Origin of the sequence: Synechococcus sp. MIT S9509, assembly GCF_047303035.1 — a bacterium.
In the GTDB taxonomy this organism is placed as follows: Bacteria; Cyanobacteriota; Cyanobacteriia; order PCC-6307; family Cyanobiaceae; genus Synechococcus_C.
The window spans coordinates 2,313,778-2,339,876 of sequence record NZ_CP138940.1; the positions used below are offsets into that span (position 1 = coordinate 2,313,778).

At 56.3% G+C, this 26,099-nt stretch carries 22 protein-coding genes; 12 read left to right on the top strand and 10 right to left on the bottom strand.

What is annotated here, in order from left to right:
- Positions 1-9: 9 nt before the first annotated feature.
- Positions 10-732 carry a peptidylprolyl isomerase gene (locus tag SIB73_RS13040; protein WP_413404475.1) on the bottom strand — a complete coding sequence of 241 codons (723 nt, stop codon included), beginning with the start codon at positions 730-732 and terminating at the stop codon, positions 10-12.
- Positions 733-821: 89 nt separating this feature from the next.
- On the opposite strand from SIB73_RS13040, the gene secA reads away from it, so the two are divergent.
- The gene (gene secA / locus SIB73_RS13045; protein WP_413404473.1) at positions 822-3,680 is read left to right on the top strand and encodes a preprotein translocase subunit SecA; all 2,859 of its coding nucleotides are present in this window, start codon (positions 822-824) and stop codon (positions 3,678-3,680) included.
- 37 nt (positions 3,681-3,717) lie between these two features.
- Here secA and cysE read toward each other — a convergent pair whose 3' ends face one another.
- The 4 genes from cysE to miaA form a co-directional block, all read right to left on the bottom strand.
- On the bottom strand, positions 3,718-4,506 hold the full coding sequence (gene cysE / locus SIB73_RS13050; protein WP_413406169.1) for a serine O-acetyltransferase: 789 nt from the start codon (positions 4,504-4,506) through the stop codon (positions 3,718-3,720).
- A 10-nt stretch (positions 4,507-4,516) separates the two neighbouring features.
- A complete protein-coding gene (locus tag SIB73_RS13055; protein WP_413404471.1) occupies positions 4,517-5,506 on the bottom strand; it encodes a GntR family transcriptional regulator in 990 nt (329 codons plus the stop codon).
- A 327-nt stretch (positions 5,507-5,833) separates the two neighbouring features.
- Positions 5,834-6,496 carry a translation initiation factor IF-3 gene (gene infC / locus SIB73_RS13060; RefSeq protein ID WP_413404469.1) on the bottom strand — a complete coding sequence of 221 codons (663 nt, stop codon included), beginning with the start codon at positions 6,494-6,496 and terminating at the stop codon, positions 5,834-5,836.
- A gap of 54 nt (positions 6,497-6,550) precedes the next feature.
- The gene (miaA, locus tag SIB73_RS13065) at positions 6,551-7,483 is read right to left on the bottom strand and encodes a tRNA (adenosine(37)-N6)-dimethylallyltransferase MiaA (RefSeq protein ID WP_413404467.1); all 933 of its coding nucleotides are present in this window, start codon (positions 7,481-7,483) and stop codon (positions 6,551-6,553) included.
- Positions 7,484-7,600: 117 nt separating this feature from the next.
- On the opposite strand from miaA, the gene gyrB reads away from it, so the two are divergent.
- The 4 genes from gyrB to SIB73_RS13085 are packed head-to-tail and all read left to right on the top strand — an operon-like array spanning position 7,601 to position 10,698.
- On the top strand, positions 7,601-9,568 hold the full coding sequence (gyrB, locus tag SIB73_RS13070) for a DNA topoisomerase (ATP-hydrolyzing) subunit B (RefSeq protein WP_413404465.1): 1,968 nt from the start codon (positions 7,601-7,603) through the stop codon (positions 9,566-9,568).
- Positions 9,569-9,907 carry an SH3 domain-containing protein gene (locus SIB73_RS13075; RefSeq protein ID WP_413404463.1) on the top strand — a complete coding sequence of 113 codons (339 nt, stop codon included), beginning with the start codon at positions 9,569-9,571 and terminating at the stop codon, positions 9,905-9,907.
- Positions 9,908-9,929: 22 nt separating this feature from the next.
- Positions 9,930-10,301, top strand: a complete 372-nt coding sequence (locus tag SIB73_RS13080) for a fluoride efflux transporter FluC (protein WP_413406167.1) — start codon at positions 9,930-9,932, stop codon at positions 10,299-10,301.
- The gene (locus SIB73_RS13085) at positions 10,294-10,698 is read left to right on the top strand and encodes a FluC/FEX family fluoride channel (RefSeq protein ID WP_413404461.1); all 405 of its coding nucleotides are present in this window, start codon (positions 10,294-10,296) and stop codon (positions 10,696-10,698) included. Before SIB73_RS13080 ends, SIB73_RS13085 begins: the two co-directional genes overlap by 8 nt.
- On the opposite strand, the gene SIB73_RS13090 is transcribed toward SIB73_RS13085, so the two are convergent.
- Positions 10,673-11,152, bottom strand: coding sequence for a glutathione peroxidase (locus SIB73_RS13090; RefSeq protein ID WP_413404459.1), 480 nt, complete (start codon positions 11,150-11,152; stop codon positions 10,673-10,675). The two genes, SIB73_RS13085 and SIB73_RS13090, sit on opposite strands and share 26 nt — an antisense overlap.
- 74 nt (positions 11,153-11,226) lie before the next feature.
- On the opposite strand from SIB73_RS13090, the gene mgtE reads away from it, so the two are divergent.
- Together mgtE and SIB73_RS13100 are read left to right on the top strand one after the other, a co-directional pair.
- Complete coding sequence (gene mgtE, locus SIB73_RS13095) at positions 11,227-12,696, top strand: magnesium transporter (RefSeq protein ID WP_413404457.1); 1,470 nt, start codon at positions 11,227-11,229, stop codon at positions 12,694-12,696.
- 52 nt (positions 12,697-12,748) lie between these two features.
- Positions 12,749-13,807, top strand: a complete 1,059-nt coding sequence (locus SIB73_RS13100) for an RpoD/SigA family RNA polymerase sigma factor (protein ID WP_413404455.1) — start codon at positions 12,749-12,751, stop codon at positions 13,805-13,807.
- Positions 13,808-13,873: 66 nt separating this feature from the next.
- Here SIB73_RS13100 and SIB73_RS13105 read toward each other — a convergent pair whose 3' ends face one another.
- Genes SIB73_RS13105 through SIB73_RS13115 form a run of 3 tightly spaced genes read right to left on the bottom strand, consistent with a single transcriptional unit; the run spans position 13,874 to position 19,172 of the window.
- Entirely contained in the window at positions 13,874-14,827 is a 954-nt protein-coding gene (locus SIB73_RS13105; protein WP_413406164.1) for an alpha/beta fold hydrolase, read from the bottom strand.
- Complete coding sequence (locus SIB73_RS13110) at positions 14,814-18,104, bottom strand: efflux RND transporter permease subunit (RefSeq protein ID WP_413404453.1); 3,291 nt, start codon at positions 18,102-18,104, stop codon at positions 14,814-14,816. Before SIB73_RS13110 ends, SIB73_RS13105 begins: the two co-directional genes overlap by 14 nt.
- Positions 18,105-18,110: 6 nt before the next feature.
- Positions 18,111-19,172: an efflux RND transporter periplasmic adaptor subunit gene (locus SIB73_RS13115; protein WP_413404451.1), complete on the bottom strand. Its 1,062-nt coding sequence runs from the start codon at positions 19,170-19,172 to the stop codon at positions 18,111-18,113.
- A gap of 544 nt (positions 19,173-19,716) precedes the next feature.
- Between SIB73_RS13115 and SIB73_RS13120 the strand changes: the two genes are divergently transcribed.
- The 4 genes from SIB73_RS13120 to SIB73_RS13135 all read left to right on the top strand — a co-directional run bounded on the left by SIB73_RS13120 (position 19,717) and on the right by SIB73_RS13135 (position 23,873).
- Positions 19,717-19,926: a DUF2811 domain-containing protein gene (locus SIB73_RS13120; protein ID WP_413404449.1), complete on the top strand. Its 210-nt coding sequence runs from the start codon at positions 19,717-19,719 to the stop codon at positions 19,924-19,926.
- Positions 19,927-20,299: 373 nt separating this feature from the next.
- Positions 20,300-21,559, top strand: a complete 1,260-nt coding sequence (locus tag SIB73_RS13125) for a glycosyltransferase (RefSeq protein ID WP_413439621.1) — start codon at positions 20,300-20,302, stop codon at positions 21,557-21,559.
- 131 nt (positions 21,560-21,690) lie between these two features.
- Positions 21,691-22,764, top strand: a complete 1,074-nt coding sequence (gene mutT / locus SIB73_RS13130; protein ID WP_413406162.1) for an 8-oxo-dGTP diphosphatase MutT — start codon at positions 21,691-21,693, stop codon at positions 22,762-22,764.
- Positions 22,765-22,838: 74 nt separating this feature from the next.
- Positions 22,839-23,873: a carbohydrate kinase family protein gene (locus SIB73_RS13135; RefSeq protein WP_413404445.1), complete on the top strand. Its 1,035-nt coding sequence runs from the start codon at positions 22,839-22,841 to the stop codon at positions 23,871-23,873.
- 54 nt (positions 23,874-23,927) lie between these two features.
- Here SIB73_RS13135 and tsaE read toward each other — a convergent pair whose 3' ends face one another.
- Positions 23,928-24,458: a tRNA (adenosine(37)-N6)-threonylcarbamoyltransferase complex ATPase subunit type 1 TsaE gene (tsaE, locus tag SIB73_RS13140; RefSeq protein ID WP_413406160.1), complete on the bottom strand. Its 531-nt coding sequence runs from the start codon at positions 24,456-24,458 to the stop codon at positions 23,928-23,930.
- Between tsaE and ahcY the strand changes: the two genes are divergently transcribed.
- A complete protein-coding gene (ahcY, locus tag SIB73_RS13145) occupies positions 24,457-25,887 on the top strand; it encodes an adenosylhomocysteinase (RefSeq protein WP_413404443.1) in 1,431 nt (476 codons plus the stop codon). The two genes, tsaE and ahcY, sit on opposite strands and share 2 nt — an antisense overlap.
- The last annotated feature ends 212 nt before the right edge of the window (positions 25,888-26,099 follow it).

The window sequence follows — 26,099 nt, forward strand, 5'->3', positions numbered from 1 at the left end:
CCTTGCTCATCAGTCCTGGAGCCGGGGTAACTTACTCATCCGGCTGTCGGTGGCTTCACGAACCCAGATGTCAAAGAGCTCTTTCGACATCTTCTGAGCCATTTCAGGGCTGAAGCTGGCCGGGGTGTAGCTCTCAAGCCTGGTGACCAGCCACCATTCATCGATTCGGAAAGGCTCATTAAGAACCCCTGGCGAGCTGGTTCGCAGGCGTTCAGCCAGATAGGGATGCGCTTGTGTTAGCGGCACAGGACCCACGATTCCCTTGGTGGTGCGTTCAGGCCCTTGAGCATGGGCGGCTGCCAAGTCAGCGAAATTGGCTTCCCTGTTGGCGATCCGCAGATACAACTCTTTCGCCAAGGCGGCGTCTTTCACCCTGAGCAGGCTGTAGACAACCTGATCCAGTTGATTTTTTCGGGTCAGGAAGTGGGCTTCGGCTTTGGCTTGGAAGTCTGTTTCGCAGTGCTTCTGAATCCGATAAGGCCTGAGGATCTGATGCTCGAGATCCTCGGGGGTGATGCCGAGCTGGGCGCAATAGGCATCGATGGCCTCAGGGCTTTGCAGGCGATTGCGTTGGTGAAAGCTCGCGCGCGCTTTTGTTTGCTCGTCTTCACTCAGGTTTGCATCACACACGGCCTCATCAATCACCTGCCGTTCCACCAGGGTGCGCAGCAGGTTGTGCCGCCTCAACAAGGCGATGCCTTCGGGATTAAGCGCGTCGATGGAGAGGGTCATGGCGGCAGTGTATCGATCGGGTTTGGGCTTTTTCACGAACTCTCCCCTTGCTCTCAGTAATCTGAGCCGCAGAAGATTTGGCGATTTCCATGCTCAAGCTCCTGCTGGGTGACCCCAATGCCCGCAAGCTGAAGCGCTATCAGCCGATCGTCTCAGATATCAATCTGTTGGAAGAGGAGGTTGTCCCTCTCAGCGACGATGAATTGCGCGCCAAGACCACCGCGTTTCAGCAGCGTCTCGCTGAGGCAGGCAGCCTTGAGAACCAGCGTCCGATTCTCGATGAGATCCTGCCGGAGGCCTTCGCTGTGGTGCGCGAAGCCGCCAAGCGGGTGCTGGGCATGCGTCATTTTGATGTGCAACTCATCGGTGGCATGGTCCTGCATGAGGGTCAGATCGGTGAGATGAAAACCGGTGAGGGCAAAACCCTTGTGGCGACGTTGCCCAGTTACCTCAACGCGCTCACCGGTCGCGGCGTTCATGTGGTCACGGTGAACGACTATCTGGCTCGTCGTGATGCCGAGTGGATGGGCCAAGTGCACCGTTTTCTGGGCCTTTCTGTGGGTTTGATCCAGCAGGACATGGCTCCAGCTGAACGGCGCATGAACTACGGCTGCGATATCACTTATGCCACCAATTCCGAGCTGGGTTTTGATTACCTTCGCGACAACATGGCGGCGGATATCAGTGAAGTGGTTCAACGCCAGTTTCAGTACTGTGTGATCGATGAGGTTGATTCAATCTTGATTGATGAGGCCCGCACGCCTTTGATCATTTCCGGTCAGGTCGAGCGTCCGCAGGAGAAATATCAGAAAGCTGCTGAGGTGGCAGCAGCCCTGCAGCGTGCTGCTGAGATGGGCAAAGACGGTATCGACCCTGAGGGTGATTACGAGGTGGATGAGAAGCAGCGCAGCTGCACCCTCACCGATGAAGGCTTTGCCAAGGCAGAAGAGATGATCGGCGTCAGTGATCTCTTTGATCCTCAGGATCCCTGGGCTCACTACATCACCAATGCGCTCAAGGCCAAAGACCTGTTCACCCGCGATGTGAACTACATCGTGCGTGAAGGCGAAGCGGTGATCGTTGATGAGTTCACGGGCCGCGTGATGCCTGGTCGCCGCTGGAGTGATGGTCAGCACCAGGCGATTGAAGCCAAGGAGCAACTGGCGGTTCAGCCGGAAACCCAGACCCTGGCCTCGATCACCTACCAGAATTTCTTTCTGCTCTATCCGCGCTTGGCTGGCATGACCGGCACGGCCAAGACCGAGGAAACCGAGTTTGAAAAGACCTACAAACTCGAAACCACCATCGTGCCCACCAACCGGGTACGTGCTCGTCAGGACTGGGTTGATCAGGTCTACAAGACCGAAGAGGCCAAATGGCGTGCAGTGGCCCAGGAGACCGCCGAAGTGCATCAACAGGGCCGGCCTGTGTTGGTGGGTACAACGAGCGTGGAGAAGAGTGAGCTGCTCAGCTCCCTGCTGGCGGAACAGAACATTCCTCACAACCTTCTCAATGCCAAGCCGGAAAACGTGGAGCGTGAGGCGGAGATTGTGGCTCAGGCCGGTCGTTCCGGCGCCGTCACCATCGCCACCAACATGGCCGGTCGCGGCACCGACATCATCCTTGGTGGCAACAGCGACTACATGGCACGTTTGAAGTTGCGGGAAGTGCTGCTGCCCCGGCTCGTGCGGCCGGAAGACGGTCATCGTCCGCCGGTGCCGTTGCAACGCTCCACCGATGGCGGTGATGGCTTCGCTGACACAGCAGCTCCAGCTTCCGGGCCCCATGGCAGTGCCCCCAGCGAAGCGAAAGCGATCGGCAGCCTCTATCCCTGTCAGCTCACCGACGCCACCGATCAGGCTCTTGCCGAGCTCGCCAGAGAGTTGGTCAAGGTCTGGGGTGACCGTGCCCTGAGCGTGATCGAGCTGGAGGACAGGATTGCGACCGCTGCTGAAAAGGCCCCCACCGATGATCCACAGATCGCTGCGTTGCGGGCTGCGATCGCCATGGTGAAGGCTGAATACGACGAGGTGGTGAAGCAGGAAGAGGGCCGGGTCCGGGAGTCGGGAGGCCTGCATGTGATCGGCACCGAGCGCCATGAATCACGCCGTGTTGACAACCAGCTGCGCGGTCGGGCCGGCCGTCAGGGCGACCCGGGCTCAACCCGTTTTTTCCTCTCACTGGGCGACAACCTGTTGCGCATTTTCGGCGGTGAGCGGGTGGCAGGCCTGATGAATGCGTTTCGTGTTGAAGAGGATATGCCGATTGAATCCGGCATGCTCACCCGTTCCCTGGAGGGAGCCCAGAAGAAGGTCGAGACCTACTACTACGACATTCGCAAACAGGTGTTTGAGTATGACGAGGTCATGAACAATCAGCGCAAGGCGGTGTATTCGGAACGCAGGCGCGTGCTGGATGGCCGCGAGCTCAAGAAGCAGGTGGTTGGCTACGGCGAGCGCACCATGAATGAGATTGTTGAGGCCTATGTGAACCCGGATCTGCCACCGGAAGAATGGGACGTTGCCCAGCTGGTCAGCAAAGTTCAGGAGTTTGTTTATCTGCTTGAAGATCTCAAGCCAGACCAGCTTCAGGGTTTGTCGATGGAGGAGCTCAAGGCCTTCCTGCAGGAGCAGTTGCGTAATGCCTACGACCTCAAGGAAGGCCAGATTGAGCAGCAGCGTCCTGGATTGATGCGCGAGGCGGAGCGGTTCTTCATTCTTCAGCAGATCGATACGCTCTGGCGAGAGCATCTACAAGCGATGGATGCGTTGCGTGAATCCGTTGGCCTGCGCGGTTATGGACAGAAAGATCCCCTGATTGAATATAAAAATGAGGGCTACGACATGTTCCTGGACATGATGACCAATATGCGCCGGAATGTGATTTATTCCATGTTCATGTTCCAGCCGGCTCCGCCGCAATCGCAGCCACAGCCGCAGTCGGTTTGAGCGGAATCAGGGGATACAAATTTATTTTTCATCGGCTTCAGTCGCCGAGGAATTCAAGAATTTCTCTGTCCTTGAGATTCTGTGCCTCCCCACTGCGGATCTCTCCCAGTGAGCGACCGCTCGAGACGACCACGGTCTTGAGATTCTCCTGAAGACTTCTGACCTGGCCTTCCAGCTGATCAATCCGCTCCATCAGATTGCGGATCACGCTGGCTTCCGCATCAGGCAGAGCTGAATGGGCCAATGGGTTGATCCGTGCACCGCTTTGATGAATCACTCGTCCAGGGATACCCACAACGGTGCAGTCAGCTTCCACATTGCGCACCACTACTGAACCGGCGCCCACGCGAGTGTTGGCGCCCACTTCAATGGCTCCGAGCACTTTGGCGCCGGCTCCGATCACAACGTTGGTGCCCAGTGTTGGGTGGCGTTTGCCGAGGTCTTTGCCTGTGCCTCCCAGGGTGACCCCCTGATAAAGCAGACAACGGTCTCCCACCTTGGCGGTTTCACCAATGACCACGCCCATGCCGTGGTCGATGAACACCCCATGGCCGATCGTGGCACCAGGGTGAATCTCCACACCGGTAAGACCGCGTCCCAGCTGGCTCAGCAGTCTTGCCGGCAGCTTCAGGGGCAGGCGTGAGCGCCAGAGCCGATGGCTCAGTCTGTGCAGGGTCAGTGCCTGGAAGCCTGGGTAGCAGAGCAGGATCTCCAATGCTCCGCGTGCGGCCGGGTCTCGTTCACGGATGATCGCCAGGTCGGCCCGGATGTGATTGAACATGCCTTGGAGCCGCAACCTCAACGCGTGAGAGCACCATTTTGACAGTTGGCTTTCATCAGCCGCTTTGCAGGCCGATTTCCTTGCGCAGCAGCTCAATGGTGTCACCGCTGAGATAGCTCTCGGCGCAATGCACCTGCGGCATGCGCATCAGTTGAGATCGATTCTGGCGAAGGCTCTGTTCCACCAGAGGCAGGCTCGGACGATCGCAGAGCACGTGACTGGAAGCCCGCAGCAGCGCCAGCAGTCGGCTGCCGACATCGGGAGTGGCCGTCATCAGCAGCAGCTCGTTGCCTCGCATGCTGTGCAGGATCACTTCCGCGGCGCGCAGGATGCCCGGGCTGATGCTGACGAGGCCCACACAGCTTCCCTGGCGAAGCTCCTTGAGCATGGCCAGCTCTTCGCGGAAATCATTGAGGTCCACGGCAACGGCTCTCACGCCGTGTTTCTTGGCCAGCTCCTCGATGGGCTGAAGGAAGTAGCGGCTGGTTACCACGGTGCCGTTGCTGGCACTCTCCAGAACACTCTCCAGTTCCTCCATCGGCACCACTTCCACAGGAACGTCGAGATTCGGCTCAAGCTCCTCTGTGATCAGCATTGAGGCTCCGATGTCTTCTCTCGGTGTGCTGACCAGCACCCGGGCGCCGCAGCGCAGACGCCAGTCGATTTCGCGGGTCAGCAGATCCCTTGTCTGCTGGAGAGTGCAGCCCGCATTCAGGAGGCCGTCCACGCACTTACGCACTTCTCGGTCGAGGTCAGTGACCCCGCGGTTGCGCATGTTGATCGGTGTTCGGATTTCGCGGGGCTTTTGCTGGTCGCGCACGTAAATGCCAGAGCCGGCCATCGCTTCCACGACGCCGTCTGTTTCAAGCTGGCGGTACACCTTGCTGATCGTGTTGCGGTGCAGTCCGGTCTGCATCGCCAGTTGACGGGTGCTGGGAAGACGGTGGCCGGGCGGGTAATGCCGTGCTGCTATCGCAAAACAGATCTGGTTGTAGAGCTGGGTCGATGCCGGGATGTCGCTTTCCTGTTGGATGTGGAATCGCACGCCGGTGGGGTCAGATCAAGATGCGGCCACCTTAAGGACTCAGCGGTGCGGTGACAATTGCCTTGCTGGTCAGTGTCCCTATGCCAATTGCCCTAACTCACCGTGTTCACCGTCATTTCCAGTGTTTCTACCGGATGTTTCTCAACTCCCAGGTGTGGCTTCAAGCACGCACTCGATGACCAGAGAAGGGTGAATCTGGTTTCAGCCAAGGGAAAACTGTCCTTGATTCAGCTCAAAATCCATGATCGATTGTCTGATCAGCCGTGATGATTTGAATGCATTCGACTTGCCCTGATCCCCAGCACTCCTGTCGCCAAAGGGCGAAGCTCAGCCGTTACCGGCCGGTTTGCCAACTTGTCTGGTGGCCGCGGCTCGTGGCGGTGCAGTGATGGTGCGAACCGCCTTGTTGGCTGCTTCCTCTTTTTCGTCTTGCTTGGCCAGAGGCGTTTTGCGCGGCGTGAGGAACATGATCATGTTGCGGCCTTCGCGCTTGGGCGGCTGCTGAATCTCGGCTGGCTCTTCGAGATCCTTGGCCATGCGCCTGAGCAGTACCTCAGCCAGAGCGGTGTGCTGAATCTCTCGGCCTCGGAAGATCACGGTGCATTTCACCTTGTCACCGGCCTTGAGAAAACGCTGAGCCTGGCCGATCCTCACGTCGTAATCGTGCTGATCGATTTTGTATCGCATCTTGACTTCCTTAACTTCTGTCTGATGCGATTTTTTCTTGGCTTCCTTGGCCTTTTTCTCTTGTTCGAATTTGTATTTGCCGTAATCCATGATCCGGCAAACCGGAGGATCAGCTTTTTCGCTGACCAGAACAAGATCCAATTCCCGTTCTTTGGCCACTGATAACGCTTCTTCCCGATCAATCACTCCAAGCTGGGTGCCGTCTGCATCGACCACGCGAAGCTGTGGGTAGTTGATGCGGTCGTTGATGTTGGGGAGCTCCCTGACAGGAGCACGGCGGTCAAAACGGGGACGTGGTGGCATTCAGTGATGAAGAGGCTGCCGGAGAACAGTCAGGGCCCGGCGGGGTTTCACGACTCACCCTAGACCGGCTTCGATCTGCTGACTGGCTTCGTTGAACGGATCGATATCACTCAACCAGTGGGGTTGGTGTTGACGTCTGAACCAGGTGCGCTGGCGCTTGGCGAATTGTTGCGTGCGTTTGGTGGTAGATGAGGTGGCGCTGGCTCGATCAAGCTGGCCTTCCAACACCTGCAGTGCCTCTCCATAGCCGATGGTTTGCAGCATGGGCAGGTCAGCCCCGTACTGCTGCTTCAGTCGCTTGGTCTCTTCAATGAGCCCTTGCTCATAGAGCAGTTGGGTGCGCTGGTTGATGCGCTGGCGCAAATTCGCTGGATTGAGGCCCAGTTCCAGAACGCGCCACGGAGGCGGGCTGGCACTGGTCTGAGAGCTCATCGGCCTGCCGGTGGCATAGAGAACCTCCAGAGCGCGTTGGGTACGCACTGCATCGGCTGCTGCGATTTTCCTGCCTGACTCTGGATCTGCATCCACCAGCAACTGATGACAGGCTTCCTGGCCGATCGTTGTGAGTTGCTGGCGCAATGCCGGCTGAGGTGCAACCGAGGGTGGCTGCAACCCAGCAGTCAGCGCCTTGAGATACAGGCCGCTGCCCCCCACCAGAAAAGCGGCACCGCGTTGTTCCAGGCAGCGGTTGATCGCTGCCAGCGCTTCTTCCTGAAATTCGCGCAGGGTGATCGGCTGATCAGGCGCGCGCAGATCGAGCAGATGATGCGGCACCCGCGCTCTCTGTTCCGGGGTGGGTTTCGCGGTGCCCACATCCATTCCCGTGTAGAGCTGCCGTGAGTCGATGTTGAGAATCTCCAGCTCAAAGCGCTCCGCAAGCTCGAGGGCCAGAGCCGTTTTGCCGCTGGCGGTGGGCCCGAGCAACACCACCACCAGTGGTGGGAGCTGTGCTGATACTGGCGCTGCCGATGGGCTGAGGTCAGACATGGAGCGGGATGGGGGGTGCACCCCCTAAAAGAATGACGTCTCAGAGGCCTCTGCAAGCGCCTCTGGCAAGCCGGTGGTAGATTCAGCCTGACAGGAAGCCTGGCCGATCCAAATCGCATGAGCGAAGCCGCGAAAGTACAGGCGGCCTATGGCGCCGAACAGATCCAGGTTCTTGAGGGGCTTGAGCCCGTTCGCAAGCGTCCCGGCATGTACATCGGCTCCACGGGGCCGAGGGGACTGCATCATCTGGTTTACGAGGTTGTTGATAACTCGGTGGATGAGGCCCTGGCAGGCCATTGCACTGAAATCCAGGTTGTTCTCGCCCAAGACGGATCCGCTTGCATCTCCGATAACGGACGCGGCATTCCCACCGATGTCCACCCCCGCACCGGCAAGAGTGCTCTTGAAACTGTGCTCACCGTGCTCCACGCCGGCGGCAAATTCGGTGCCGGTGGTTACAAGGTTTCAGGCGGTTTGCACGGTGTCGGCGTGTCTGTCGTCAACGCTCTGAGTGAATGGGTGGAAGTCACCGTTCGTCGACAGGCCAAGGTGCACCGTCAGCGCTTTGAGCGTGGTGCGCCCATAGGCAGCCTGCAGTCTGAAGACCAGCCAGCCGCTGAGAATGGCCTCACAGGCACCAGTGTGTGCTTCAAGCCCGATATTGAAATTTTCACTGTCGGCATCGAATTTGATTACGCCACGCTGTCAGCACGATTGCGTGAACTCGCTTACCTCAATGGAGGAGTGCGGATTGTGTTCCGCGATGAGCGTGAAGCGGCTTTGGATGCCGAGGGAAATCCCCACGAAGAAGTCTATTTCTACGAAGGCGGCATCAAGGAGTATGTCGCATATATGAATGCTGAAAAAGATGCATTGCATCCCGAAATCATTTATGTGAACGCTGAAAAAGATGGCGTTTCGATTGAAGCGGCATTGCAGTGGTGCGTTGATGCCTATTCCGACAGCATCCTTGGTTTCGCCAACAACATCCGCACAGTGGATGGCGGCACTCACATTGAAGGTTTGAAAACCGTTCTTACGCGCACACTCAATACCTTTGCGCGTAAGCGCGGCAAACGTAAAGAGGCTGACAGCAATCTCGCCGGAGAAAACATTCGCGAGGGGCTGACTGCGGTGTTGTCAGTCAAGGTGCCTGAGCCCGAATTCGAGGGTCAGACCAAAACGAAGCTGGGCAACACGGAAGTTCGTGGCATCGTCGACAATCTCGTTGGTGAGGCGTTGAGTCAGTACCTGGAATTCAATCCGGGTGTGATCGATATGATTCTCGAGAAGGCTATTCAAGCCTTCAATGCTGCAGAAGCAGCTCGCCGCGCGCGCGAGCTGGTACGTCGTAAGAGCGTGTTGGAAAGTTCAACATTGCCTGGCAAATTGGCGGATTGCAGTTCCCGCGACCCTGCTGAATCCGAGATCTACATTGTTGAGGGAGATTCTGCCGGTGGCTCCGCCAAGCAGGGTCGCGATCGTCGTTTTCAGGCCATTCTTCCCTTGAGGGGTAAGATCCTCAATATTGAGAAAACTGATGATGCCAAGATTTACAAAAACACTGAGATTCAGGCTCTGATCACTGCTTTAGGTCTTGGCATCAAGGGTGAAGATTTTGATGCCAAGAATCTGCGTTACCACCGAGTTGTGATCATGACCGATGCTGATGTGGATGGTGCACATATTCGTACCCTGATCCTGACCTTTTTCTATCGATATCAGAAAGAGTTGGTGGAGGGTGGCTACATCTACATTGCATGTCCGCCGCTCTACAAAGTTGAGCGCGGCAAAAAACATTCCTATTGCTACAACGAGCAGCAATTGCAATCAACATTGGATGGTTTCGGTGAAAAGGCCAACTACAACATTCAGCGATTCAAGGGTCTTGGTGAAATGATGCCCCAGCAACTCTGGGAGACCACCATGGATCCTTCCACCCGCACAATGAAGCGGGTTGAAGTTGAAGATGCATTGGAAGCTGATCGTATCTTCACGATTCTGATGGGCGACAAAGTGGCGCCACGTCGTGAGTTCATCGAAACCCATAGCGCTGAGCTCGACATGTCAGCACTTGATATCTGAATGAACCACTCCGCAACGGTGATGCTGCGCTGGGGCTGGTTGCTCGGTGTGTCGTTGTTCGGCCCTGTCGCTTTACCGGCTGGTGGAGCGGAGCGTCGCTTGCCCCAGATCCGTCGCCAGCAGGGCAACGGTCCCTTGCTCAGTGGCAGCAACTGCCTGCTCCACTCCAGTCCGCTGGTTGCAGCTCCCGCTTTGCGCCGACTTGAGATCGGTACACCGCTGCAGCTGTTGCGACGCTGGCGCAGTGAAGATGGCAGTGACTGGATCCAGGTTCAGGTTGCCTCCGGATCTGGGCTATCTGCCTCTGTCGATCAGCAGCGAGGTTGGATTCATCACTGAGTTCAGTCTCTATCAGGCGCTGATGGTCGGACTCGGTGCCATCCCAGGGGCCTGGCTGCGCCTCAGGGTGGTCAATCACTTTGAGCCGTTGCTCCCGCGCAAGCACTGGGGAACCTTTGCCGTGAATCTTGTCGCTGCATTCTCCCTGGGTCTGGTTCTGGGCCTGCAGCGTGCGGGCCGTTGCGGTAGTTCCGATGGAGCCTCGGTGTTGATTTTGTTGGTTGGAACGGGCTTTTTTGGCAGCCTGAGCACCTTCTCCACCTTTGCAGTGGAGGTCCTCGTCACGTTGCGTGAACGCCGCTGGGGCGAAGCCGTCTTGCTTGCCGCTGGTTCGGTGATCGCTGGTCTTCTGGTTGCTGGCGCAGGGTACGGGCTGGGGATGAGCGATGCCTGAGCAGTCCCTTTCTTTGCGAAAGGAGCTTGAGGAGCTTTTGTTGGTTGGCCTTGGAGCCGTCCCAGGGGCGTTGTTGCGCTGGCAGTTCGGTGTGCTGTTGCAGGATCGAGACGTGCTGGTCAATGTGCTCGGATCACTGATCCTGGGCCTGCTGCTGGGCCTGCCCTACCGGCCCAGGGTTCAGCTGCTTATTGGTATCGGCTTCTGTGGGTCGTTGACCACATTCAGCAGCTGGATGGTGAGCAGCGTGGATCTGATTGCTTCCGGCCAGCAGCTGGCCGCTTTCGGGTTGATTGCCATGACGCTGGGGCTGGGCCTTGGTGGCGCAGCCCTTGGGTTATGGATTGGCCGCAGCCTTTACGCGCTGGCGATCAAGCGTTCAGAGCCGCCTCGATAGCGCTGTTGAGATCAGCGTCTTCAGGAGCCACCCCGCTCTTGTAACGATTGAGCACGGTGCCGTCCTTGCCGACCAGGAATTTCTCAAAATTCCAGGCCACATCTCCGGCAGGTTCTGTTTGATTGAGCGTGGTGTACGGCTCAGTGGTGCTGCCTGTGGCGTGCACCTTGTCAAACAGTTCGAAGCTGGCGCCGTAGGTGGTTGAACAGAAGCTCTTGATTTCATCGAGGCTTCCTGGCTCCTGGCCTCCGAAGTCGTTGCAGGGAAATCCCAGCACGCAAAGGCCCTGTGCGCCGTACTTATCCTGCAGGGCCTGGAGGCCGGCGTATTGCTTGGTGTAGCCGCAGCGGCTTGCCACATTCACGATCAGCAGAACCTTGCCGGCGTAGGCCCCAAGAGATTTCTCGCTGCCGTCGGGGGTGCGCACGGAAACGCTGCTGATGCTGGTGGCCATGGCTTTCGATGTCGAATGGCGCAGACGATAACTGTCTTGCATCGGCATACACTTGGATGCGCTGGTGACGGGGCATGGATCAGGCACCGGACTCCAGTGAAAGCGTCGCTTTGAGCGACGTTCCTTCCCACCAGTTGGTCGTGGAAGTGGTTGCTCGTCAGCTCGAGTCGATGCTGAGCGTGGGCAATTACGACGGCGTCAAGCTGCTGCTTGCACCGGTGCAGCCAGTCGATGTGGCCGAGGCGATTGGCAGCCTGCCTCGCACCATGCAGGCGCTTGCGTTTCGTTTGCTCGGTAAGGACGAGGCGATCGAGGTGTATGAATATCTGGAGCCGCCGATTCAGCAGAGCCTTTTGGAACGCCTGCGTTCCGGCGAGGTGCTGGAACTGGTCGAGGAGATGTCACCCGATGATCGGGTGCGTCTGTTTGATGAACTGCCGGCCAAGGTCGTGCGTCGTCTGTTGACGGAGCTCAGTCCGGTGGAGCGTCGTGTGACGGCTCAGCTGCTTGGGTACGCCAGTGAGACGGCCGGTCGTCTGATGACAACGGAATACATCGATTTAAAGGAGGTTCAAAGCGCTGCCGAGGCACTCACCATCGTGCGACGTCGTGCACGTGAAACGGAAACGATCTACAGCCTTTATGTCACCGATGGCCAGCGCCATCTCACTGGGATCTTGTCGTTGCGGGATCTCGTCACAGCCGATCCTGAGGACAGGATCGGCGATGTGATGACGAGGGATGTCGTGAGCGTCAACACCGATACCGATCAGGAAGAGGTGGCTCGGGCGATCCAGCGGTATGACTTTCTGGCTGTGCCGGTGGTTGATCGCGAGCGTCGTCTGGTGGGCATCGTCACCGTGGATGACGTGATTGACGTGATCGAGCAGGAGGCCACCCGCGATCTCTATGCCGCAGGTGCTGTGGAAGCCGGTGATGAAGACGATTACTTCCAGAGCAATCTGTTCACTGTTGCCCGGCGCCGGGTTGTGTGGCTGTCGGTGTTGGTTCTGGCCAGCTTTGTCACTTCGGAGGTCATTGCACTGAATGAAGAGGTACTCAAGGAGGTGGTGCTTCTGGCTGCTTTCATTCCGCTGCTGGCCGGAACCGGCGGCAACGTTGGCGCCCAGAGTTCCACCGTGGTCATCCGTGGCTTGAGTACACAGAGCATCACCTCTCTTGGCCAGTTCAGGGCAGTGGCTCGTGAAGCGACAGCCGGGCTGTTGCTTGGTCTGTTGATGATGCTGCTGGTGGTTCCTTTTGCCTGGTGGCGAGGTCAGAGCCCTTTGGTGGGGTTGTCGGTCGGAACCAGCTTGTTGACGATCACAACCCTTGCGGCGACTGCCGGTGCGGCGTTTCCCCTGTTGTTCAACCGTCTGGGCTGGGACCCGGCGCTGATGTCCACACCGTTCATCACCACCTGCACGGATGTGGTGGGCACCTTCATTTACCTGAAAACAGCGGAGTGGTTGTTGTTGAACATGCCCCAGCTGCTGGCAAGCACAGGTATTTCTACCCAATTACTCGCCGCTGTTCATTTCTGAGAGGACGTTTACGTTTCTTAGGAGTACTCTTTACACAACTCAATGAAGCGTCATGGCTCCTGCTATCGCCGCTGCGTCCGTAGCGACCCCTCTCCAGGCTGTTCCTCAAAAAGCCGTTGCCATCAAGGGTTCTGGCGGTAAGACGGTTGCTGTTCGTTCAGCAGGTGCCGATGTCGACCTGGTGCGTTCCTATCTGCGTGACATCGGTCGCGTGCCGCTGCTGAGCCACCAGCAGGAGATCACGCTGGGGCGTCAGGTGCAGGAACTGATGGATCTGGAGGCGCAGGAAGCGGAGCTGAGTGATCAGCGTGGAGGAGAGATGGTGCCTGCGGCGGAACTGGCCAAGGCTGCAGGACTGAGTGCAGCGCAACTGAAGCGCAAGCTGCAGGCGGGTCGCCGCGCCAAGGAGCGGATGGTGGCGGCGAATCTGCGTCTGGTGGTGAGTGTTGCCAAGAAATACACCAAGCGGAATATGGAACTGCTGGATCTGATCCAGGAGGGAACGATCGGTCTGGTGCGTGGTGTGGAGAAGTTCGATCCGACGCGTGGCTACAAGTTCAGCACCTATGCGTACTGGTGGATCCGTCAGGGGATCACGCGTGCGATTGCGGAGAAGAGCCGGACGATCCGTTTGCCGATCCACATCACGGAGATGCTGAACAAACTGAAGAAAGGTCAGCGTGAACTGAGTCAGGAACTTGGCCGCACGCCATCGGTGACGGAACTGGCGGGATTTGTGGAGCTGCCTGAGGAGGAGGTGAAGGACCTGATGTGCCGTGCGCGTCAGCCAGTGAGCCTGGAGATGAAGGTGGGTGATGGTGATGACACGGAACTGCTGGATCTGCTGGCGGGAGATGGAGAACTGCCGAGTGAGCAGGTGGAGGGTGAGTGCCTGAAGGGAGATCTGCGTGATCTGCTGGGCCAGCTGCCGGAGCTGCAGGAGCGAGTGCTGCGGATGCGCTACGGGATGGACGGTGAAGACCCCATGAGCCTGACCGGTATTGGACGTGTGATCGGCATCAGCAGGGATCGTGTTCGTAATCTCGAGCGCGATGGCCTTGCAGGTTTGCGCCGTCTCAGTGATCAGGTTGAAGCGTATGTTGCTTGCTGAATTCTTTCAGCGGCAACTAAGTTTCAAGCTATAAAAAATGATGAGTACCCCTTTTATTGTGCGAAATTAATATTTTCCAAGTATTTTCTCTAGTTGTTTATTGACTTCCTCCGGATTTTCGTCGTGGGGGCAGTGGCCTGCTTCGGTCAGAATTGTCAATGACTGAATGCAATTGAATTGTTTTGCCCATTCCTGAGCTTCAGTCACAGGTTCCCAGGGATCTTTTTGGCCCCAGATCAGATCCACCGGCTGTTGAAGGTTGTTGAGCAGATTCGGTGCCAGATGGTCATCGAACAGATTGATGAACCCTCGAAACGCTTCTGCTGCTCCAGGTCGTTGCGTTGGCTTGTAGAGAAGCTCCACCAGCTCGTCATCGACATTCTTACCGCTGGGATAAGCCTGCCCTAAAACGCTTCTGATCACCCTTGGGCGTGCAGCATTGCGGAACAAGGCGGTGCTCAGCCAGCGTTGGCTGACCAGGGTCTTCAATAGCGGCCTGATCCAGGCCATCCAGGCTGGTTGGGTAGCCAGTTGTTTGTCATCCATCAGCCGTTGAGCGCAGTCGATCAGCACAACGCCTTTGCAGTGATCATCTAAAAGTTGCGCAGCGCGTAACGCCACCACACCGCCGATTGAGTTCCCCACCAGAAGCACCGGACCTTGCACGACGGCGTTGCAAAAGTCGGCAACCTGCTGGCCCCAGAGATCAAAGCTGTAAAGAAGGGCTTGACTGCTCTTGGCGCGATCCCCAGCAGCTCGCTCCCCCGCCAGCAGGGCTCGCGGTTGGCTGCTGTCGCCAAAGCCGATCAGATCCAGGGCATACGTGTGTGTTTGTCGTCCCAGGACAGGCAGATTGTGTCGCCAGTGATTGCTGCTGGCTCCGAAGCCATGCACCAAGACCACAGCGGGAATCTTGCTGTTGTGCCTGACGTCTCCAGTGTCTGAATGGCACTGCCAGGCGACCTCGAGGGTGCTGCCATCGGCTTGCTTCCAGGTCCAGATTGATTCAGCTGGCACCAGTGATTAATTCATCGTTGTTCTCATTCTGTTGCTTTTTCCCGAACCAACGGGCCTCAAGACTTTTGATCACCACATAGAAGGGAGGAACCACACCAAGAGAGAGAACAGTGGCAACAACAAGGCCTCCGAAAATCACAGTTCCAAGCGATTGTTGGCTCTGAGCGCCGGCCCCATTGGCGACTACTAGAGGTAGGAAGCCAGCTAAGGCTGCAATGGCGGTCATCAGGATTGGCCTTAAGCGTGATTCTGCTGATGCAACCACTGCGTCTGTGGCAGTCATTCCTGCTTCAAGATGTTGTTCTGCGACTTCGACAATGAGAATTCCGTTCTTGGCGGCGAGACCAATCAGTGTGACCAAACCAACCTGTGCATAGATATTTAGGTCAATTGAGCGTATCGCCAGGAAAACCAGCGCCCCGAGCATGGCTAGGGGGACTGTCATCAAAATGATGACTGGTGTCACGTAGCTCTCGTACTGGGCGGAGAGCACCAGATAAACGATGAGAATGCCTAGCCCGAACACCAGCACACTGGCGCTGCCTGCGGAAAGCTGCAGGCGCGCCAAGCCAGTGAAGGCTGAGCCAATATTGTTGAAATTTTGTTGTTTGAAAAGACTTTGAATCGCATCCAGTGCTTGGCCAGAACTCTTGCCTGCAGCCTGGACACCTTGAATAAGCACTGATCGATAAAGGTTGTAGTGGCTGATGATTGATGGTGCGCTAGAGAGTTGTGCCTCTGCGAACTGAGACACCTGGATCAGATCTCCGTTCCGATTTTTAACGTAGTAATCAAGGATATTTTCCAAACCTGCACGCTTTTGATCGCCGGCTTGCACGTACACATTGCGTACTTCGCCATCTTCATAGGTCAGTCCCGTGAAGCTGCTCCCCGCCAAGGTGGAGATGGTCTTCATTGCGTCCTGATAATCAATATTGAGCGCTCCCATGATCTCGCGATCAATATTGAGTTCGAAGGCCGGAGCACTTGGTGTGAACTGAGTGAACAGCTTGGAGAACTTGCCACTTTCTCTGCCTGATTTAATCAGTTGCTGTGCTTGTTCGTCGAGTTCGCTAAATGTGTAATTGCCGGAGAGATCATTGAATTGAAAATAGAAACCTCCTTGCGGGGAGAAGCCTGGAACCGCAGCTGGTTGGCTCAGCTTGGCCATGCCGCTACTCAGCTGGGAGAGCTTGGCATTCAGTCGATCAGCAATCGCGAACGAGCTGTTGGCCTTTCCTGATCGTTCGCTAAGGGGTTTTAGGCCAACCAAAATCACCCCTTGATCTGGGCTTGAGCCATTGAAGCCAAAGCCGCTGATAACATTCGCATTCAAGATCGTGTCCTCTTGCTTGAGGATCGTCGCGATTTCAGCAGCCATGTCCTGTGTTTGGTTCAGGGATGCACCGTTTTGCAATTCATAGATGCCAGCAAGGTATCCCTGATCTTCATTAGGAATGAAGGCAGACGGCAGAGCTGTGAAGGCTAAGGCGGTTACCACGATCCCGCTGGCCAGACCTACCATCACCCACCGCCGTGCTCGGATCATCGTTTGAAGTAAACGCGAATACGTTGATTGGAGGCGTGTGAAACTGGTATTGAAAATGCGAAATATCATTGGAAGATTCGCCCCGGCTAGTCCCCCAACTACAACTCCTAATACATAAGTCCAGTTGCCAAAAGCAGCAGCACTGAAGCGTCCGAAAGCGAGACCAACAACCACACCTGCCACTGGCCAAGCCCAACCCTTTGGCGTGGGTGCTTCGCCACTCTTTAGAAGAAGACCTGATAGCATTGGTGAAAAAGTAAGCGCGTTAAAAGCTGAGATTGCAATCGAGAATGCGATTGTGAGCGCAAACTGTTGGTAAATGATTCCAATGCTGCCCGGATAAAAGGCCACAGGTACAAAGACCGCCATCAGTACTAATGCAGTGGCAACGAGGGCCCCAAACAACTCACCCATGCAGGCAAGAGCTGCTTGTCGTGGCTTCATCCCCGATTCAATGTTTTTGGATACCGCCTCGATAACCACGATGGCGTCGTCAACCACAAGACCTGTCGCCAGGACTAGACCCAGAAGAGTCAGTTGGTTGATAGAGAATCCGAACACCTTGATGAAGGCGAAAGTACCAATCAAGGAGATGGGAATCGCCAAGCTAGGCACCACTGTTGCTCTCCAGTTCTGAAGAAAGAGGAATAGGATCAGTAGTACTAAAACAATGGCAAGGCCGAGTGCATCAATGACGCCTTCAACGGAAGATTCAATAAATTGACCAATATTGTAAATCTGAGAGACCGTCACTCCAGGTGGCACGATGGAGGCAAACGACTCCATTTGCTTGACCACTGCATCAGCAACGTCGAGAGCATTGCTGTCAGGAGTTTGGTAAACAGCAATAGTAATCGCATCATAATTATCGGTATTAACGGCTGATGTTGTGAAATTGTTGAAGCCGTAGCGAACTTCTCCAACATCTTTTAGTTGAAGAAGATTTCCGGTTTTTGTTCTGCTGATGATGAGATTGTTGAAATCTTCAATCGAGAGAAGGTTGCCATTGTTTTGGACCAATATTGGATATGTGTAGGCCTGATCGCCGGATGCTGGTGGTCCGCCTATGAGTCCGCCAATTGCAACGCTATTTTGAGATTTGACTGCATCAACCACTTCATTGGCGGTGAGTTGATTGGCAGCTAGTTTGTCGGGATCGACAAACAACCAAAAGGCTGGATTACTTCCACCTAAAATGTTGACGTTTGCAACTCCTGGAACCCGTCCTAATGGGTAATAAAGCTGTTCGTAAACAAGACCATTAAGGTAAGCAGCATCGTATTGGCCTTTCGATGATGAGATCTGATAAGCAAGCAGGATTGATGGTGTGGACTGCTTAACCGAGACACCTAGGTCTCTGACCTGGGATGGCAGCTGTGGCATTGCCAGAGACACGCGGTTTTGCACGTTCACCTGGTTGATATCGATATCTGTGTTTTCGTTGAAGAAGACTGAAATCAGGCTTTGCCCCTCCATGTTGCTTGTGGAGGTGATGTATGAAGCCCCTGGTACTCCATTGATCTGCTGTTCCAGAGGGTTGGTTACGGCTTGCTCTGTGACCAGTGAGTTTGCGCCGCCGTAGTTCGCCGTAACGGAGATTAACGGTGGGGCGATGTTGGGAAGGTTGGCAATCGGCAGATTGGGAATTGCAATTAATCCCATCAGCACGATCAAGATGCTGCAAACGGTGGTTAGAACAGGCCGTTTGATGAAGTTGTCGGAAAAAGCCATGGCGGATCAGTTGCTTTTGCTGTTGCTGGATCCTTGGCTTACTTTCACAGGCATGCCATTGCTTAGCAGTGCCGTGTTGCTGACGACAACTGTTTCTCCAAGCTTCAGTCCTGATTTGACCGGATAAAGGTTTTTCTGGAGGTTCCCTAGCTCAACTTGACGCTGAACCACGATGGGGGTGCTTGGTGGAAGCTTTTCAAGCATTGCTTTCTTGGCTTTCGGCACTGCCGATGAGGCTTTGATTTGCGGCAAAGCTTTGCTGAGTGGAACCGTGACGAAGACAAATGGCTGTTGGGCTTGCATGAACACCGCCTGCACGGGCACACCCAACGATTGTTTTTGACTGATAACGATCTGACTCTTCACAAATTGTCCAGTCTTGAGTTGGCCGGTCAGGTTTGGGAATGACGCTTTCACCATCAAGGTGTTGGGCCCTTGTTGATCGGGATTATTTCCGAAATAAGGAGAGATAAATGTCACCGATCCTTGTCCGGTTACCGGTGGATTGGTCTGTGATGCAACATTCACAGTTTGTCCAATGCGCACATCGCTAGCTCGTGTGGCTGGGATCTGCATCAAGGTCCACAGAGTGGAGTTGTTGACGATGCCAGTGATCGGCTCCCCTGTCTTCACGTAATCACCGAGCTTTACGGTGTCTAAATCACCAATGACGCCGTCGATTGGCGAACGTACAAACTTGTAGCCGAGATCAGCTGCACTGGCGCGGGCGCTATCGCGAGAAGCAATCGCTTGTGTGGCGTAACGGTCTCGTTCTTTGGCGGAGACAGCTCCCTTTTCGAAAAGAAATTGATAACGCTCAGCATTGAGCTGATCTGTGCGCGCTTGGGCAGTGGCTGAATCGAGTGCTGCACTCTGCTGCACATTGTCGAGTACCAGAATCGGTTGACCAGCTTTGACTTGTTGTCCGTCTTTGGCCAGCACCTTGACAACGCGACCATCCGTTTCTGGTTTGAGTGAAACTGTTGTGGTCGACTCAAGCAGGCTGATGGCTTCGATCGTCGGCTTGAAGGTCGCTTCAGAGATCTTGGCCGTTTGAACGGTCAGCATTGACCCGGTTGATTTTGGCTTGCCGCAGCTCGTTAATAGCGCTGCGGCGGCAAGAGAGCACAACAGGGTTCGCCGCACAGAGTCCCACTCGGATAAGGCGGACGTTACCGGTTTTTTTCGAACAGCACTGCATCGCAAAGCCGGTGTGCATCGTTCTGTTGAACGGTCATTGGCGTGCAGAACTTGATGATTTTGTTGATCCGATTGGATTGATCAGTAGTCGTGAACAAAGGTCGTTTTCGGGTTGATCGGCCTGTTTTGCACAGTTTTTCCACAGTTCTGTGGGGGCAGATTCAAGCTGCGATCCCCCCTTTTGGTTGCAGCAGGGGAAAAGACCTACAGCCCTTGACGAAACCCGTACAGATCGCTTCCGATTGAGAAACATTGCTTCTGCAAGTAGGCAAAAGCTGCGTCAAAACACGCTTTTCGCGATTAGTGGTTGTTGGTTCGCACACAATCCGCTGTTTTGACAGCTCGTCGGTTGGCGTGGCCTGATGGGAGGGTTGACAGTTGATGAGCTGAGTTGCACGAGACCCCGGATGCGATGGCCCCGCACGTCAGTGTGGAAAATCAGTTGGCGGAGGATCTTCATCGCGCCATGGGCACTTTTATCGAAGAGCATCCTCAGTGGGACCAATACAGGCTGGTGCAGGCAGCCATTGCGGGATTTCTGTTTCAGCAGGGTTGCAAGGACCCTTCAGTGGTGCGTCATTACCTCGGAGGTCTGTTCCGCCGGGAGTCCTGCACGCTTTGAAGGATCGATCCAGACCGCTGCTTGAGCGGCACGGAGATTCGCTGTTGCTTTCATCGCGTTCTGTAATTGCTTCGAGGTCTTTGCTGAGCTGGTGGCAGCAATACGGACGATGCGATCGAAACCAAAAGCCCTGGATGTTTAGGGCTGATGGCCGTTGGCCTGCGGCTGAAGAGGCGCTTAATCCTTATCCCATTTGGATCGCCGAGGTGATGCACCTCTCTGCAGCATCTCTTCAAGGCCAACTTTTTATGAGTTGTGCTCTCTCTTTGGCCATCGATGGTGTGGTTGCAGCCCTGTTCAGAAATCCTTGGCACGACCTCTTAGCCAGAATCCACAACGGTGATTTGGATTGGATGTGGCTGAAATTCTGTTGTTGTCTGTTCCCGTCTTCGGTCACGTCAAGCCCATGCTCGCGATTTCTCGCGAGCTGGTTCGCCGCGGTCATCGGGTGCGCTGGCTGGCGGGTGCAGCCTTTCGGGAGCGTGTTGAGGGAAGCGGCGCGTCGTTCTGTGCCTTTGAGGACGGGTTTGACTACTCCCGCCCAGATCTGGTGCCTGATCACCTGCAGGCTGAGCGCGATCGCCTGCGTGGCTTGGCCAAGTTGCGCTTCGATCTCGCCACGTTTTTTATCGGACCCTCTGAGGGGTTTTGTAGGGATTTGCTCCGGCTCCACGAACAGACCCCAGCTGATCTGTTGGTCTGCGACAGCTTTCTGATGGCCGGTTCCTGGTGGGCGGAACGTACTGGTCGGCCCTGGGCTCAGTTGTGTTGCACTGTTCTCACTTTGCCCAGTAGGGCGTTGGCACCCTTTGGTCTGGCGCTTCAACCCGATGATTCTTGGCGGGGCAGGATCCGGAATCAACTACTACGGGGGCTGACGCGCTCCGTCTTGTTCCGGTCTCTTCGGCGTCATGCCGATCAAGCACGGCAGTCGCTGGCGTTGTCGCCTTGTCGTCCTTGGTTGTTTGATGTTGTCTCACCGCATCTGGTGCTGAGCGGCACGGTGAGGAGTTTCGAGTATCCACGGCCTGATTGCCCTCCGCAGGTGGTCTTTACAGGCCCCTTGCTCGAAAACAATGATGAAGCGTTTACGCCTCCAGCGTGGTGGGGTGATCTCGACCACGCCACGGTTGTGCATGTCACGCAAGGCACCATTAGTAATGACTCCGCCCAACTGCTGCGCCCCACTCTCGAAGCACTTGCTGATGAGCCTGTTCTGGTGGTGGCTTGCACCGGTCGGATCGATGAGGGGCTCGAGGCGCTAAGCCCATTACCTGCGAACGCCAGGGTGGCCAGCTACGTCCCCTATGGCGCTTTGCTGCCAAAAACGTCGCTGGTGGTGACCAACGGAGGGTTTCAGGGAGTTCAAGCCGTGCTGTCTCATGGGATCCCGATGGTCACCGCAGGTGAGAGTGAAGACAAACCGGAGGTTTGTGCACGTCTGCAGCGGACAGGTGCATCGATTGATCTAGGGACAGCTCACCCCGCACCGGCGGCGATCCGTGCTGCCGTTAGACGTGTTTTGGACGAACCTGACTTTCGAGCTGCCGCTAACGCACTTGCACGGGAGGCTGCAGACGCAGGAGGGGCTTTGGGTGCGGCGGATGCGATCGAGGCTGTCCTGCAGAGGTGATTGTTCCAAGGCAGGATGCCACGTTCGATCTGGAGCTGAACGATGGGAAGTTTCAGTCAGCTGTCCTCTGTCGCCAGCTTCTGAGATGGTGGCAGTTTCATGGCCGCAAGGATGCATCCCTGAAGCCCTGGATGTTCACCGCTGATGGTCGCTGGCCCAAGGCTGATGAGGATCTTGATCCTTACCCGGTCTGGGTGGCTGAGGTGATGCTGCAGCAAACCCAGTTGCAGGTGGTGCTTCCTTACTGGCGGCGATGGATGGAGGCCTTCCCGAGGCTTGAAGCGCTTGCCGCTGCCTCGGAGCAGCAGGTGTTGTTGCTCTGGCAAGGACTCGGCTACTACTCAAGGGCACGCCGCCTGCATGCCTCCTCCCGATTGCTGCTCTCTGAACTGCAGCACAAAAAAACGGCTGTCAACGACCCCACGCAGTTTCGTCACTGGCCGCTTGCAGCGGAGACCTGGATGGCATTGCCGGGCATCGGTCGAAGCACAGCTGCTGGCATCCTTTCCTCAGCCTTCAACAGTCCGCTGGCCATCCTCGACGGCAATGTGCGTCGGGTGCTGGCAAGGGTGTATGCCCATCCAGAGCCACCCATGAGGGCGCAGACTCAATTCTGGGCCTGGAGTGAGGAGTTGATTGATGAAGTGCCTGGCCTGAGCCGCGCACTCAATCAGGCACTGATGGATCTTGGCGCCACGGTCTGTACCCCTCGAAATCCTGCTTGTGAGGTTTGTCCCTGGGATCAACGCTGTGCTGCTTACGCTTCCGGTTCCGCCCAGCAGTACCCAGTGAAAGAAGCACCCCGCGAGACTCCCTTCCAGGTGATTGGTGTGGGTGTGGTTGTCAACGAGGCAGGTGAGGTGTTGATTGATCAGCGCCTCAACGAGGGACTGCTGGGGGGCTTGTGGGAATTTCCAGGTGGCAAGCAGGAGCCTGGCGAGTTGATTGCGGAGACCATCAGCCGCGAGCTGAGAGAGGAGCTGGCGATTGAAGTCAGTGTTGAGCAGGAGCTCATCAAGCTGGATCACGCTTACAGTCACAAAAAGCTGCGCTTTGAGGTTCATCTCTGTCGTTGGCTTTCGGGTGATCCCCAGCCTCTGGCCAGCCAGCAGGTGCGCTGGGTGAAACCGTCCGAACTCGCCGATTACCCCTTCCCGGCAGCGAATACCCGCATCATTGCCGCTTTGCTGGAGCACTTCCGCTGAATCTGTATCTCTGCTTGCGCTGCCTGACGTGCAAGTGATTTCTGGCCACGCTGCCGATAACCGCCGCAGGTCTGATGTCCGATTCCGCTCCGCAGGTGCTTTGTCTCGGTGAGGCCCTTGTCGATCGGCTTGGACCGCTGGGCCGAGATCCCGCCACTGCTGCTCCTCAGGACTGTGATGACCGTTTGGGCGGAGCCCCGGCCAACGTGGCCTGTGCATTGGCCCGACTTGGAACCCCGGTCGCTTTCATCGGGCGATTGGGTGCCGATGTCATCGGAAAAAATTTTCACGAGATGCTCAGTAATCGTGGTGTTGATCTGCGCGGTCTCCAGATTGATCCGCATCGGCCCAGTCGTGTGGTGCTTGTCCGTCGTGATTCCAGCGGCGAACGTGTTTTTCAAGGGTTTGCCGGTGACAGCGGTGAGGGGTTTGCTGATCAGGCCCTGAACCAGACCGTTCTTGATCCGATCTGGTGCGCTCTCGCCGCGGAGGCACGCTGGTTGTTGGTCGGCACGATCCCCCTGGCTTCGGAGGCTTCCTCTTCAGCCTTGCTTTCAGCGGTCAATCAGGCTGAGCGCGACGGGTTGCGCATTGCCCTGGATGTGAACTGGCGACCGACGTTCTGGGATCCTGCTGCGGACCCGCTGGCAGGCCCTCCTGCGCAGGCTCTGGCTCTGATGCGTCCTTTGCTTGAAAAAGCCGGATTGATCAAAATGGCCAGGGAGGAAGCGCAGTGGTTGTTCAACAGCAGCGATCCCGCAGAGATCAGCGCTTCGCTCTCGCAGCAGCCCGATGTGCTGGTGACTGACGGTGGTCATCCGGTGCGATGGTTCATGGCGAGCCACAGCGGGTCGATGGCGGTTCTGGCACCGCCTCAGATCGTCGATACCACAGGGGCTGGTGATGCTTTCACGGCTGGATTGCTGCATCAGCTGGTGGCTCTCACCCCGTCAATCGGTCAGCCACTTGAGCTCAGCGCAGCCGTGGTGGAGCAGGTGGTCCGCTACGCGGCCGCCTGCGGAGCACTGGTCTGTGCCGGTGCAGGGGCGATCGATCCGCAACCCCTTCCCTGCAGGGTGGTGGAGTTTCTTGAGCAACTCGATTCCTGATCGTGCAGAGCGCTGATCTGAGAATGGTGTTCCCAGGTCTTAAAGACATTTAGTTCAGTCCGCAATGGGCTGATTGTTTCTGCGAAGAGTGGCCAGCCGCCCGCCTTCAATCCGGTGGGACAGCTGCATTCGCCAGGCTTCCGGCAGCCTCAGGCTCAGTCGTTCAGCCCATTCCACAACGAGAATGGCACCCATCCCCAGTGCTTCTTCCTCTTCCTGTAGGAACAGCTCATCGGCTGCAGCAGCCAGCTCAAGTCTGTAGAGGTCCAGGTGAACCAATGGTGGCTTGCCATGGGGGTAGTGCTGAGAGAGGGCAAAGGTGGGGCTTGTGATTGGCTCCTCAATCCCCGCAGCAGCAGCGAGACCCTGCACCAGAGAGGTTTTCCCCGCGCCGAGCGTGCCCTCAAGCAGCAGCAGTGATGGCCGGTCAGGCTGTTGCACCAGATACCTGCCCAGGGCTCGCGTGGCCTCCAGATCCTTCAGGATCCAGCTCCGATCGGTAGATTGTTTGATAAGCGAGCCCGAAGCCTCGGCGTCTCCGCAGATATTCAACTCCACATCCTTCTTAGGGAGCACACAAACCATGGTGGCAGCGCCCACGTCCTCTGCTGAGCTGAAGCTTGGCGTCGATTGCGTTATTGCTGATATCAATCAGGCTGATTTTGGTCGGAAGGAACTCGATATCGCCGAGACCGAGATGCCCGGTCTGATGGCATTGCGCAAGAAATACGGCAGCGAAAAGCCTCTGAAGGGTGCCCGTATCGCCGGTTCTCTGCACATGACGATCCAGACTGCGGTACTGATTGAAACCCTGGTCGAGCTCGGTGCCGATGTGCGCTGGGCCTCCTGCAACATTTTCTCGACTCAGGACCACGCTGCTGCAGCCATTGCTGCCAAGGGAATCCCAGTCTTCGCGGTCAAGGGTGAAACTCTTGAGGAGTACTGGGAGTACACGCACCGCATCCTCGAATGGGGTGATGGTGGCTCACCCAACATGATCCTCGACGACGGTGGCGATGCCACCGGCTTGGTGATGCTGGGAAGCAAGGCCGAGCAGGACATCACAGTTCTGGACAACCCTTCGAATGAGGAAGAGACCTATCTCTTCGCCTCCATCAAGAAGAAACTGGCTCAGGATTCCAGCTTCTACAGCCGCACCAAAGCACAGATTCAAGGTGTGACCGAAGAGACCACCACTGGTGTGGCACGTCTTTACAAGATGCAGAAGAGCGGTGAGCTGCCTTTCCCCGCCATCAACGTCAACGACTCAGTCACCAAGAGCAAGTTCGACAACCTCTACGGCTGCCGTGAGTCATTGGTCGACAGCATCAAGCGTGCCACCGACGTCATGGTGGCTGGTAAGCAGGCCCTGGTGATTGGCTACGGCGATGTGGGCAAGGGCTCCGCTCAGTCCCTGCGTGGGCTGGGCGCCACTGTCTGTATTGCAGAAGTGGATCCCATCTGTGCTCTGCAGGCAGCCATGGAGGGCTATCGCGTTGTCCGTCTTGAAGATGTTGTCGATGAGATGGACATCTTCGTGACTGCCACCGGTAACTATCAGGTGATCCGCAGTGAGCATCTGGTGAAGATGAAAGATGAGGCGATTGTCTGCAACATCGGTCATTTTGATAACGAAATCGATGTGGCATCACTCAAAGAGTATGAGTGGGAAAACATCAAGCCCCAGGTCGATCACATCACACTGCCCAGCGGCAACAAGATCATTCTGCTGGCGGAAGGTCGTTTGGTGAATCTGGGCTGCGCCACGGGTCACCCCAGTTTCGTGATGAGTAACTCCTTCACCAATCAGGTGCTTGCTCAGATTGAGATCTTCACCAAGGGCAAAGAATATGGAAAGGAGGTGTATGTATTGCCGAAACACCTTGATGAGATGGTGGCTCGTCTGCACCTGGGGCGCATTGGTGCCCAGCTCACCGAACTGAGCAAGGATCAGGCTGACTACATCAATGTGCCTGTGGAGGGTCCCTACAAGCCCGATCACTACCGTTACTGATCAGTCTCGAAGCATCACTGCTGTGATCTTCAATCTCAGTCAGGGCGTTCACGCGTCCTGGCTTTTTTATGTTCATCACCCGGCCACTGGAGCAACAAGGTCGGGCTTCCCCAGGTTGATGCCTTGGTCGAGCCTATGCACTGGCGCGGCTCGTTCTTTGTGTCCGAGAGACAAAGTCAATTGAAAGCCTCACATCCAGTGCGATCTGAACA